This window comes from Alteromonas lipotrueiana (genome assembly GCF_019249245.1).
GTDB classification, from domain to species: Bacteria; Pseudomonadota; Gammaproteobacteria; order Enterobacterales; family Alteromonadaceae; genus Alteromonas; species Alteromonas lipotrueiana.
On record NZ_JAESDK010000006.1, the window covers coordinates 73,463 to 86,137 of the forward strand.

Here is a 12,675-nt window from a genome sequence, read left to right on the forward strand (position 1 = left end):
GGTAACAGAAACTGTAATTAGTAAATAGGTACAATACTGTTACTGGGTAACATTAAGTGTACTTCTCTCCATTTTTGTCAACGTATCGATGAAAAATATGTCAACGTTGTATGCTATTGAGCTGTCAACTCTAAATTAATCACTGTCAACTTAGAGGTGATAAAGTGTCAACAATGGTAACATGTTGGCTTGTCAACGGGTACTATATGATTGTCGCTATATCTATTGAATATAGTGGGTTGTAGTGTCTGTCAACGATGGTTGTGTATTCACATTGCGAATCATTTTTGGCCTGATGACCCTGCTAGCGCAGAACCAACTACCAAAACTAAGCGCGCAATGAAAGGATAAGAACACCGCCTTTTAAAAGGCTCTGCCCTTACCCTTGGGTGCGGTTAGCCAGCGTTTTTGCTGTCAGCAGAAGGTGACACCTGTAACTGCTGCATTACTTTTTGGGCCGGAAATCCATCGGCAATCATGTCATTGTTAATTTGGTAATCTCGGATACCAGCACGTGTCGCCGGACCTAAAATGCCATCGGGTTTGCCTACATCAAACCCTTTTTGATTCAGGGCTTGCTGAAGCTTCATAATATCGTCACGACTATAAGCAGGTAATTCAGGCAAACTGGCGCTTAACCCTTTGCTTCCGGCAATTTGCTCAGCAAGCTTGCCCACGGCGATCGCATAAAACTCAGAATTGTTCCAACGCATGATGACCCGAAAGTTTGGGTATGCCAAAAAGGCGGGGCCTTGATGACCCGCCGGCACTACCACATAGGCCGATAAATCGCTGTCGGGTAATGGAGTACCATCTGGTTGGGTCAGGCCAGCTTCCTGCCACTGAGAAACCGACTGGCGATTACTGTAACCCGATAACCGATAGTCAAAGTTCTCGGGCAAAGCAATTTCGCGGCCCCACCGAAAGCCGGGTTCCCATCCCAGATTGTTCAAAAAATTAGCTGCCGAGGTCAGAGCATCAGGAATGCTTTCCCATAAGTTAGCCAGCCCGTCGTTATCGCCGTCAGTGGCATAACGATAATAAGCAGACGGCATAAACTGTGTGTGTCCCATCGCACCGGCCCACGACCCTACCATCGTGTCGGTAGAAAGCTGCTCACGCTCAATCAGCTTAAGCGCGGTCATTAGTTCGCCGGTAAAATAGCTGCTGCGACGCTTATCACACGCCAGGGTAGCCAGTGAGCTAAGTACTGGCATTTTGCCTTTGTAAGAACCAAAGTTGGTTTCTAATCCCCAAAACGACAGCAGATAATGTTTTGGTATTCCGTATTTTTCTTCTAGCCTGGTTAACAGGGCGTTATGCGTTTGCAGCAGTTCGCGCCCTTTGTTTACCCGCCAATCTGTCACCCGCTTGCTATAATATGAAGGAAATGTCGTCACAAATTCGGGCTGGCTTCGGTCAAGCTCAATCACTCGGGGCACAAAGTTTATGCTGGCAAAGGCATCATTTGCCACTGACTTAGCTACGCCTTCGTCGACCGCTTTCGCCTGTAACCGGGTTTTACATTGCTCAAAATTTTCAGCCGCTTGAGCGCCGATAGAAAAAAGAATTGAGGCGGTCAAAAGACCGGCTTTCTTACTGGAAAAACGCTTCATACTATTACCCCAAAATACCGTATTTTCATGCTATCGCAAAGCCACGCTCAGATGCGACAAAAATTTCATATCGAGTGAACGCGTGTTTATTTAACTTATCGATGTAAATTATTGTGTAAATGATTGCTACGACCAAAACCGGCAAAGTGATGCAAATTTACCGGGTGGGGGTGTGAGAAAAACAGACACATTACCACGGTTTTTTTACATCTTATTATTGAGGTGACATTTAACTTGTTGATTTTTATTGATTATAAAGACCTGGTATGAAATTGGCTTTGGTTATGGTGCACGCTCATTATTTGAATTTAATGAGCAAATCGAAACTGACCTGGAGTCAACGTATGAATAATTTTGTTAAGACTATTGCCGCCGGTGCCGTTATTGCAAGCTGTGCTTCTTTTTCTGTAAATGCGCAGCAAGACACTATGCAGCAGGCACCCAAAGATAGCATGCAACAACAGTCTGCAAACTTCGACGACACCACCTTGCTTAAATTCACCATGGCAATGGAAGCAGTAAGCGATGTGGCTAATAAGTACGACTCGAAGTTTAAAAGTGTAGAGAGTCCGGAAAAAGCGCAAGAAATTCAAAAGCAAGCGCAAACTGAAATGGTAGAGCAAATTGAGGAAACCGGTTTAACGGTAGAAACTTATACCACCATTGCTCAGCAGGTTCAAACAAACGAAAAACTGCGTGAGCGAGTGCTTACTATTGCTCGCGACAACCGTCAGGAAAACAGCTAATTCAGACGCTGTCATACAATACTCAGGGATTTTTTCCCTGGGGTTGTAGTTTGCCTGACCTTTTAATGTACTGTGTGTATATGCCGCTAACTTTTTTCTGATTTTTTGTTCCTACCTGTTCAGCACCATAGTCTGCTATTGCTTATTGTCACTTACCTTTGGATTTAACGCTCAGTTAAATCGTCTTATCATTGTTTGATAGTCTATCTTCATAAATTACCATCCTCCTGTTTTTAATATAATAGATATAGAATGAGCTCAATTTTTGCCAACTGTGTATACATGCGCAATGCGCTCAACGCCTTGGGAATGATACAATGCCAGCGGTTAGCGTTAAAAAAGCGTATAACGTTTTAATATCCGTATTTCAGGCACCATTTTTGTGCAAACAGAGCAGGCATTCTTGTGGCGAAAAAACACTCTAAATCTAAAACAAAATCCAAACCCTCGCAGAAAAAATTTCCAGGCTTATTTTTTAAGCTTTTTATCGTGGTGGTTGTGGTCGCTGCAGGATACATGTTTTATCTGGACGCCCAAATAAAGCATACCTTTACCGGTAATAAATGGGAGGTGCCTGCTCAAATTTACGCGCGTCCATTGGTGCTCAGCAAAAATCTCGAAATTACCCCAAATGAAGTTCTTGAAGAACTATCGTTGTTAGGCTACCGCAAGGTTAGTCGGCCAGATAGCAGCGGCGAGTACGTTTACTGGAACAAAACCCTGGTAGTCATGCGTAGAGGTTTTCAGTTTCCTGACGGAGCCCAGGGTATGCGTAAGCTAACTATTGCCTGGCAGGGTAATCGTATTAACAGTATTACCGACAACACTGCGGGTAAAAAGGTGGGTACAGTGCGTCTTGAGCCGTGGCTGGTTACGCGCCTGGTCAGTAGCTTGCGAGAAGATAGAATGCTGCTAAATCTTGAAACTGTTCCGGCCATGCTACCTAAAACACTAACTTTGGTTGAAGACCGTGACTTTTACGATCACCACGGCGTTGCGCCCCTGTCTATTTTACGAGCACTAATTGCAAATATAAAAGCGGGCAGAACCGTGCAGGGCGGCAGTACACTAACTCAGCAGCTGGTGAAAAACTTATTTTTAACCCGCGAGCAGTCGTTGGTTCGTAAAGCAAAAGAGGCATTAATGGCGATTATCATTGATGCCCGTTACAGTAAAAGTGAAATTCTTCAGGCTTATATGAACGAAGTTTTTTTAGCCCAGGACGGTGAAACCGCCGTACACGGATTTGGTCTGGCCAGCTATTACTTTTTCGACCGGCCTGCTGCAGAGCTAAATGTCCCAGAGATTGCCACCCTGGTGGCGATGATAAAGGGCCCCTCATACTATAACCCCCGCCGTCATCCTGAACGTGTTCTGGAGCGTCGTAATTTAATTTTGCGCTTGCTCTTTGAAGCCAATGAAGTAAGCGCCAAGCAGTACGAACAATATCTGACTATGCCTTTAAAGCTTGCTTCAGGGGCAAGTTTGGCCAGTGGTAAGCATCCGGCATTTATGCAAAAAGTCCGCGAAGAGCTTCAGCAGATTTTAGCCGATTCAAGCTTGCGCGACTCGGGTGTGAAAGTATTTACTACCTTAGATATCTACGCGCAGCGTCGAGCCGAAAAAGCGTTAACTCAAACTCTTGATAATTTACAAAAAGATCGTAAAGCGGCACTTGAAGGGGCGATGGTAGTCACCAATATTGGCAGTGGGGAGGTACGCGCTATAGTGGGGTCACGTCAGCCTGACTATAACGGTTTCAACCGCGCGCTGGACGCCAAGCGACAGGTGGGCTCACTGATAAAACCTGCGGTGTATCTAAGTGCACTGGAGGACCCGACACAATACAATTTGGCCACGCCATTAGAAGATAAACCCATTACGCTTAAAAGTCGCGATGACAAAATGTGGTCGCCTCGTAACTACGATAAGGAGTTTCGCGGGCAGGTACCGCTTATCACCTCATTGATTGAATCGCTGAATGTACCTACGGTAAATCTGGGCATGGAAGTAGGGCTGGATAAAGTCATAAAGACGGTAGAAAAACTGGGCGTAGAAACTGACATTCGCAAAGTACCGGCATTAACACTGGGCTCAATGAGTATGTCTGTATTACAGACCAACCAGATGTACCAGACCATTTCAAATAATGGGCGTTATATTCCTTTGCATACTGTTTCAGCGGTGGTCTCTGCCAGTGATAAATTGCTATGGAAGCATGCTGAGTTTTATGCGCAGCGCGCCGATGAAGCTGCCACGTATTTATTGAATTATGGATTATTTAAAGTTACCCGAGAGGGGACTGCTAAGCGTCTGGGACGAGAATTTTCAAGGGTCAATATGGCAGGTAAAACCGGAACTACTGATGACTATCGTGACAGCTGGTTCAGCGGCTTTGACAGAAATAACGTCAGTACCATCTGGGTGGGTAACGATGAAAATAAATCGGTAAATTTGACAGGAGCCAGTGGCGCGTTACCAGTATTTATTAATTATCAAAAAATGCAGGCACCTAAATCGTTGTCACGCCGTTTTCCCAACGGGCTGGGTATCGCCCACTTCAATAAAGACACCGGAGAAGTTACGGTAGCCGGGTGCCCGGACTCATTAAGTGTTCCGGCTATTTTAGAGGTGTTACCACCACCGCGAACTGACTGCAGAGGCAAGTCTATCGATGCGTCTGGTAATGGTGACAAAGAAAAAAGCTGGTGGGAGCGCTGGTTTTAAAAAATACCCTTACCAAATAACCCCAACAAGGTTGAGAGGTAAGGGTAAAGTCCAGGCAAATTAAAATTGACCAAGCAGGTTATCTGCGCTCGATAAATTTATATACGCTGCTAAAAATTAAAGCGCAGGTAATATAGGCAACGAGCGGTGCCATAGCGGCAATAAATACAGCAGTATAGCTTATCATGGTGGCCTCACTTAACCCTGTGCTGGCAACTACAATCAGACCTAATCCTGGCCTGTAAATACCAACGCGATTGCTCCGTCATTATGGGCAGGAGCATTTACATTTAGTTGCCTAAAGCATAGCGATAGTTGTGCCACATTAAGAATTTTCGCTAAGCGTATGATAAATATAGCGTATTATCATATATAAGCTAAGTGAAAAAATCTTACTGGGTGAGATTAGCTAATTTTTAGCTACTTCGGCATTATAGAGGTGGTGAAAATAACCAACTCTATAATGCTATTTTCTCAGTTTGCTAATTGTCGCTAACAGACCTACCACCAGTGCGCCGGCAATAAATCCGGTAATGCCGTCAAGCACAATGCTGGTTACAGTGGCCATCTCGCCCGTTGCAGTCAAAACGGGTTCAATAAGGTGATGCAGATACGCAATACTGTGGGTTAAAATACCGCCGCCTACCAAAAACATAGCAATGGTGCCAATAAAGGCTAACGCTTTCATAAGTAAAGGCGCACCAACAAGTAATGCCCGGCCCATAAAATGCTGTAAGCGATTAAAGCCTCCGGTTAAAGATTTTCTAATAAAATAAAGCCCGACATCATCCAGCTTCACAATGGCCGCGACCAGTCCGTAAACGCCAATAGTAATGGCGAGGCTTAAGGCACACAGCACCCCTACCTGGGTAACAAAGCTTGCCTGTTGAATAGTACCTAGCGCAATGACAACAATTTCTGCAGATAGGATAAAGTCAGTTCGAATCGCCCCTTTTATTTTTTCTTTTTCAAGCGCGACTAAATCAACCGTTTCATCCGCTAAGCGCTGTATTCGGACGCTGGCTTCGGTTGCAGAGTCTTTAGGAAATAAACGATGAATAACCTTTTCGGCCCCTTCGTAGCACAAATATAGCCCCCCAATCACCAGTAATATTGTAATGAGTACCGGCGCCCATGCACTGATAAGTAATGCCGCCGGAACCAAAATCACTTTGTTTAACAATGAGCCTTTTGCTACCGCCCATACCACCGGAAGTTCACGTTCGGCGCGCACGCCTTGCACCTGGTTAGCATTAAGCGCTAAGTCATCGCCTAAAACACCGGCGGTTTTTTTGGCCGCTACTTTTGACATGACCGAAACATCGTCAAGTAGGGTGGCAATGTCGTCTATTAAAGCCAGTAAATTTGCTGCGGCCACGTGCAGATCTCCGTGTTGTTGATGGTTACCACCAAAAGTAATGAATTGGTGGGGTAGAGACATAATTTGGTAAACGCTACCGGCTTTTATAGTAAATAGCTAGCGTTTAGCCGAGTGCTGTTTAACCCGGCTGTCAATGGTGTGTTGAAGATGTTGCGTAACCTCACTGCAGCGGACTCTGCCTTGCGTGTATTGACTGATAAATGCCAGCGTTTTATTGATATTTCCGGTGCAATTTACAGATACCGGGGCAGCCGGATCAGGTAATTGCTGTAACTGGCTCACGGTACGGGGGTCCGTAAGAATACGGGTTGTTTTACGTTGCTGAATAGTATGCGCGGCTTCTTGGGCATGCTGCAGCCTTTGCCGGGCGTGGGCTGCGGAAAAATAACTGGCTGTAGCCTGTCTCACAGAACCACTTTTGTTATCAGAAAGTGGGGAACTACTAGGTAAAGAAGGGGAAGTAGCAGAAGGGAGAACCGGTACTTCAGCGCTCTGGGATAGAGTTTGCCGGGGCGGTTCGGTTTGTACGGTGCCAGAAGCGGCGCGCAGTGTGGGTGCCTTCACAATAGTATTGTTGTCTTTGTTAACTGTCAGCCCGGATAGGGGAACATTTGTACCCTGAGGTCGCGGCGATTTATCAGAGTTCGGCACCGGAATCTGTTGCGGTGCAACCACCGGGTCTGAATAGGTATAGAGGCTGGCATTAATGACCCGAGCTTTGATATTGGGCGTCGGGGACGAGCTGGAAAAAGGCGTCAGCCATACCAGAGCACTGATAATCACAGTGTGTAGCAGCAGTGAGTTTGCCCCGGCCAACCATGACTTATGAGGCGAAGCTGGTCTGAGGCCTGAAGGGGTCGATGCCAGCCATGAGTCATTTTTTTCAGTAGCCGAGGGCGTCAGGTATGGCGGCGTTATCATTGCCTGCATTCTTCCTTATAAATGGGCAAGCGCACCATAATGGTGCATCAAGCCTGGCAAATATCCATTAAATTTTATTTAAATTATTGATTTTATTTGTTTTGTTTAAGTGGCGTAGCATTTGTATTACTGGTAACAACTTTTGAAATTTATACATTACCGGTTTGGAGCCACGTATGAAATTAGTCACCGCTATCATTAAACCATTTCGGTTGGATGATGTTCGCGAAGCCATATCAGAGATTGGCATAGAAGGTTTGACCGTCACTGAGGTAAAAGGTTTCGGTCGTCAGAAAGGACATACCGAACTATACCGTGGGGCTGAATATCAGGTCGATTTTCTGCCAAAAATAAAATTAGAAATTGCGGTAGACGACGCTCAGGTAGATCGCCTCGTGGAGGGCATCGCTCAGGGAGCCAAAACCGGGAAAATAGGCGATGGCAAAGTGTTTGTTTATGACCTTGAGCAAGCGGTACGTATTCGTACCGGCGAAAAAGACAGTGAAGCTTTGTAGCCTGAAACCGATGTGGAGATAACTCTAATGGAAATAACTTTTGAGTTGGGCTATGCCCTGGATACCTTTTATTTTTTGATATGTGGCGCGTTAGTTATGTGGATGGCTGCGGGCTTTGCCATGCTTGAGGCAGGCCTGGTCAGAGCTAAAAATACGACCGAAATCCTGACTAAGAATATCGCTCTGTATGCTATAGCCTGCACCATGTATATGCTGTGTGGTTATGGGCTTATGTACGGTGGCGCAGATTTTACCTGGGCTCTGGCTGGCATTACCGACGACGGTGCGACCGGGGTAGGCGAGAACGCAGCAACTTATGCGCCTTCTGCCGATTTCTTCTTTCAGGTAGTGTTTGTAGCTACCGCGATGTCGATTGTTTCAGGCGCTGTGGCTGAACGCATGAAGTTGTGGGCGTTTTTAACCTTTACTGTGATCATGACAGGTTTTATTTATCCAATGGAAGGAGCCTGGACCTGGGGCGGAGAAGCGGTATTTGGTTTATATACTCTGGCTGATTTAGGTTTTTCTGATTTTGCCGGCTCGGGGATAGTGCATATGGCTGGCGCTTCAGCTGCTCTGGCGGGGGTATTGGTATTAGGCGCGCGTAGTGGTAAATACACCGCAGGCGGTAAAATTAATGCGATACCAGGAGCCAATCTGCCCTTAGCAACCCTTGGCACCTTTATTTTATGGATGGGCTGGTTTGGCTTTAATGGTGGCTCAGTGCTGGCCACAGCCAGTGTAGAAAGTGCTAACGCGGTTGCGGTAGTCTTTATGAATACAAATGCCGCTGCCGCTGGTGGTACTATCGCAGCACTATTACTTGCTCGGGTACTGTTTAAAAAAGCCGATTTAACGATGGCATTAAACGGGGCATTAGCGGGCTTAGTTGCAATAACTGCCGAACCTTCGACCCCTACGCCACTTCAGGCATCACTGTTTGGGGCCTTAGGTGGATTATTGGTAGTAGTAAGTATTGTGTGGTTAGACAAACGGAAAATTGATGACCCGGTGGGTGCGATATCTGTACATGGGGTGGTAGGGTTATTGGGACTCTTATTGGTGCCGGTCACTAATTCAGAGGTAACGTTAACCGGGCAACTGGTCGGTGCGGCAACCATCTTTGTATGGGTATTCGTAGTAAGCTTGTTGGTATGGTTAACAATAAAGGCCCTATTCGGCATAAGAGTAAGCGAAGAAGAAGAGTTCGAAGGTGTGGATACCAGCGAATGCGGCTTAGAAGCCTATCCGGATTTTGTTGGAAGTCGGAAATAATAATAATAATAAGAAATTACGCCAAGTGTCTTATCTGTATGGATAAGACACTTTTTTAGTAAATAAGTAGTAGTTAAATGATCAGCAATTAATAACGGTTATTTTTACAAAGTCTGTAATGAAATAAATATCATTGTGATTGTAAAAAATTCTAATAGGTTCAAGTTCTCATTTGTCACTGGCATTCTTTAATAAACATTTGCAATACATTTTACTGCTATTTAATACTTCCTGAAAACATTAACAAATCCTAAATAACTTTCCCTAAAATCGCTTTTGTTACAAAAAGTTAATCTATATAGACACATTACTTGCTACTGCTTTAATTAGTAATAAGAACGGTCCCCGGTAAATATATTTTCAAGTAATGGTGCGGTCTTTGCTGTCATTCTGCTAGAAGTAAATACAAACCCTATTTTATTAATTACCTTTCTACATATCAGGAGACAACGATGAAGCTACGTAATTCACAACGCCGCCGTCCGGTCTTTAAAGCGCATGCACTTACTTTAGCAAGCTTGTTTACCGCAAGCGTAGTGTCTGCCTCGGCATTTGCGATTCCCCAAGAATCAGATAACGCTAAAGTAGAAGTAATGAAAGGCGAAACCGATGTAAAAGTTAAACAGCCAGCGCCTTCAGTAGATATTGATCAAAAAGATGCCCAGGTCGATGTTAACGTGGGAAAAGCCACGGTAGATGTTGAGTACGAAAAACCGGATATTAATATCGATCAGCAAAAGCCTCAGGTAGATATTGAACAGGCAGAAGCAGAAGTGGTTGTTAATTCAGCTGAGCCCGAAGTTACCGTTAATAAAGCTGAGCCAAATATTGATATTCAAACCAGCGAACCAGAAATAAAAATTGTTCGCAAGAATAAAGATGGTCAGTTGCGTGACGGAAGCGACATTGCAGCAATCAGTCAGCTCACGATAAGAGAGTTAGAATCTAAAACGGTTAAAAACGCAATGGGTGATGATGTTGGTGACATCAGTAAAGTTGTTATGAATAAAGACACCCGCAAAATGTCGCTAGTGTTAGAAGCGGGTGGTTTTTTTGGATTCGGCGGCTCAAAAGTCGCTTTACCATTAGAAGAAGTTAAACTGGAAGGTAACAATCTGGTTTGGAATGAAAATACCAGTGTAGAGAAGTTGCCAAAATATACAGAAGCGGGCTACACCACTCTTTCTGAAAAAAATAAGCAAATAAAAGAGCTTGTACGAAGCAATTAATTTAATTCTTTTATTCGATCCAGTTTATTTAAAGATTTAGGAGAGCATCATGAAAATTACTACTTTAGGCATTGTTGTGGCCGCCGCGTTTACTGCCCAATCAGCTTATTCATTTACCCAAGACAATGGCTCGGTATCATTACCAACCGTGGAAAAAGAGGCGTCTCAAAAACCTCAGAAGATGGAACAAATTCTGTCTCAATACGATGTAAATAACAACGGCTCATTAGATAAAAACGAATTAGAACGTTATATCCAATCTAATAATTCGGCTATGCAGGGCGAAAAGCAGGCCAGAAAGGGCGATAAAGTTACCGTCACCCAAAAACCTGCGCAAGTTACCGTTGATCAAAAACCGGCTAATATTACCGTTAAGCAGCCTAAACCTGAAGTTACTATTACCACTCAGGACCCTGATATTTCCATAGATCAACGTAAGCCAGAAGTTACGGTAGACCAATCGGACCCCAAAGTTCGTGTGAGCGCGGGTAAGCCAGCCGTTGATGTAGAGCGCGAAGACCCCGAAATAAATGTCGAGCAGCCGCAGGCCGATGTCTCAATTGAGTCACAAGAGCCAGAAATTGAAATTGACCAAGACCGCTAGGTCCTATCAGTCATAATTATTTTAAGACATTTAAATCATTATTGAATAAAAAGGAGCCAACTGAGTTGGCTTCTTCTTTTAATGAAAGACAAAAATATATAAAATCAAATTCATCCTAAGTATTTTTTAGAGCAAGAGAGATTTAGGACACCCACCGTTCGAGAAATTTGGAGAAATTTGGGACATCCACTTTAAAAACGCAGTATAAAAACTCAAGACACCCACCGTTTGAGAGTGAAAAGTAAAGTCTGGGACATCCATCCTAAGATGGAAGCTAATGAAATAAATTTTTTAATCTGGCTTTAGGTACAGTAGTTTTTTATACAGTCTTACGTCAAATTGATGTATTGATAATTAACTCCTGAACTTATATGCCCAGACCAAGAAAAAGCTTAGTGTCACTATCCGATACACCTTATTATCATTGTATCTCACGATGCGTTCGCCGGGCGTTTCTGTGTGGACGGGACAAATTTTCGGGCAGAAGCTATGAACATCGCCGGCACTGGGTAGAAGATCGCTTGTTATTTCTCGGGTCGGTATTTGGTATAAACATCTGCGCCTATGCGGTGATGAGTAATCATACTCACGTAGTACTTCACGTTGACAAAGACAGAGTTCAGCAATGGACCACTGATGAAGTATTGCAGCGCTGGCATCAACTCCACAAAGGCACAATACTCACTAATCGGTATTTGAATACCGCCGAAAGAGCGACTATGTCTTCGGCCGAAATTACAAGTGTAGAAAGTACCGCAGCAATCTATCGCCAGCGCCTGTATGATATTAGTTGGTTTATGCGTCTTTTGAACGAACCAATTGCCAGGCGGGCGAACAAAGAAGATAACTGTACAGGGCGTTTTTGGGAAGGACGCTTCAAATCTCAAGCTCTTCTGGGTGAGACCGCATTGGCAGCCTGTATGGCCTATGTTGATTTGAATCCGATGCGCGCTGGCCTGGCGAAATCCCCGAAGCAGTCATCGTATACAAGTATAAAAAAGCGTATCAAAGCAGCGAAGAATCAAAAGCAGCCCCGTCGGCTTAGCCCTTTTATTGGGCAATCATCAAAAAGGTTATCCTCTGGCCTGCCATTTCTATTGAAAGATTATATACAAATAGTTGAGCTCACTAGTCGCCAGTATTATGCAACTAAAGGTAGTCGATTACCGGCATCGATATCCATGCTGGAAAATTCAACATTAGCGATTGAAGAATGGTACTGGCTGGTGGCTAATATAGAGAAAAAATTTAGTACCCATATCAGTCTGGGCGTGGCCCAAAAAAAGTTAAAACAGCAGAAAGTTACTATCGCCTAATAAACCCCCATTCTTAGCTCTCATAACTCGTCTTCCCTATTTGTCACCTGCATTGTGTATTTTTTATCATCATGGATGAACTTAATTAAAGTCGCCCATAAATAATCGCTTATAAACTGACATTAAAATTACAGAAAACAAAAATTAAATGTAAAGTGAGTGTCCAAAGTACAGCCTCAAAGTACAGCCTCAAAGTACAGCCTAAAGTTTTTGTGAGTGTCCAAAATAATAGTGAGTGTCCATAAGGATTCGTCTCCATAAGCTTTTTATTGAAAAAGCTGTGACGTTTCGTTATAAGTTGGCTACTTTATAATGTCAGTTACCGTCAATATGCGTCTTGTTCGT

Annotated in this window: 10 protein-coding genes; 7 read left to right on the top strand and 3 right to left on the bottom strand. The window is 44.1% G+C overall.

Annotation, left to right across the window (positions count from 1 at the left end; all coding sequences use genetic code 11):
- Positions 1-395: 395 nt before the first annotated feature.
- Positions 396-1,616, bottom strand: a complete 1,221-nt coding sequence (locus tag JK130_RS05980; protein ID WP_218353352.1) for a lytic murein transglycosylase — start codon at positions 1,614-1,616, stop codon at positions 396-398.
- A 344-nt stretch (positions 1,617-1,960) separates the two neighbouring features.
- Here JK130_RS05980 and JK130_RS05985 point away from each other — a divergent pair, with 344 nt between their 5' ends.
- Positions 1,961-2,362: a DUF4168 domain-containing protein gene (locus JK130_RS05985; RefSeq protein WP_218353353.1), complete on the top strand. Its 402-nt coding sequence runs from the start codon at positions 1,961-1,963 to the stop codon at positions 2,360-2,362.
- 405 nt (positions 2,363-2,767) lie between these two features.
- Positions 2,768-5,089 (top strand): penicillin-binding protein 1B, encoded by a 2,322-nt coding sequence (gene mrcB, locus JK130_RS05990; protein ID WP_218353354.1) that lies wholly within the window; start codon positions 2,768-2,770, stop codon positions 5,087-5,089.
- Positions 5,090-5,555: 466 nt separating this feature from the next.
- On the opposite strand, the gene JK130_RS05995 is transcribed toward mrcB, so the two are convergent.
- Both JK130_RS05995 and JK130_RS06000 read right to left on the bottom strand, forming a co-directional pair.
- Complete coding sequence (locus JK130_RS05995) at positions 5,556-6,467, bottom strand: DUF808 domain-containing protein (RefSeq protein ID WP_218353355.1); 912 nt, start codon at positions 6,465-6,467, stop codon at positions 5,556-5,558.
- 99 nt (positions 6,468-6,566) lie between these two features.
- Positions 6,567-7,391, bottom strand: coding sequence for a hypothetical protein (locus JK130_RS06000; protein ID WP_218353357.1), 825 nt, complete (start codon positions 7,389-7,391; stop codon positions 6,567-6,569).
- Positions 7,392-7,567: 176 nt separating this feature from the next.
- Here JK130_RS06000 and JK130_RS06005 point away from each other — a divergent pair, with 176 nt between their 5' ends.
- The 5 genes from JK130_RS06005 (at position 7,568) to JK130_RS06025 (ending at position 12,330) form a co-directional block, all read left to right on the top strand.
- Complete coding sequence (locus tag JK130_RS06005; protein ID WP_218353359.1) at positions 7,568-7,906, top strand: P-II family nitrogen regulator; 339 nt, start codon at positions 7,568-7,570, stop codon at positions 7,904-7,906.
- A gap of 27 nt (positions 7,907-7,933) precedes the next feature.
- Positions 7,934-9,181, top strand: coding sequence for an ammonium transporter (locus JK130_RS06010; protein WP_218353361.1), 1,248 nt, complete (start codon positions 7,934-7,936; stop codon positions 9,179-9,181).
- Positions 9,182-9,633: 452 nt separating this feature from the next.
- Positions 9,634-10,410, top strand: coding sequence for a PRC-barrel domain-containing protein (locus tag JK130_RS06015; RefSeq protein WP_218353363.1), 777 nt, complete (start codon positions 9,634-9,636; stop codon positions 10,408-10,410).
- A 49-nt stretch (positions 10,411-10,459) separates the two neighbouring features.
- Positions 10,460-11,014, top strand: a complete 555-nt coding sequence (locus JK130_RS06020; RefSeq protein ID WP_218353365.1) for a DUF6470 family protein — start codon at positions 10,460-10,462, stop codon at positions 11,012-11,014.
- 371 nt (positions 11,015-11,385) lie between these two features.
- The gene (locus JK130_RS06025) at positions 11,386-12,330 is read left to right on the top strand and encodes a transposase (protein WP_218353367.1); all 945 of its coding nucleotides are present in this window, start codon (positions 11,386-11,388) and stop codon (positions 12,328-12,330) included.
- Positions 12,331-12,675: the final 345 nt, after the last annotated feature.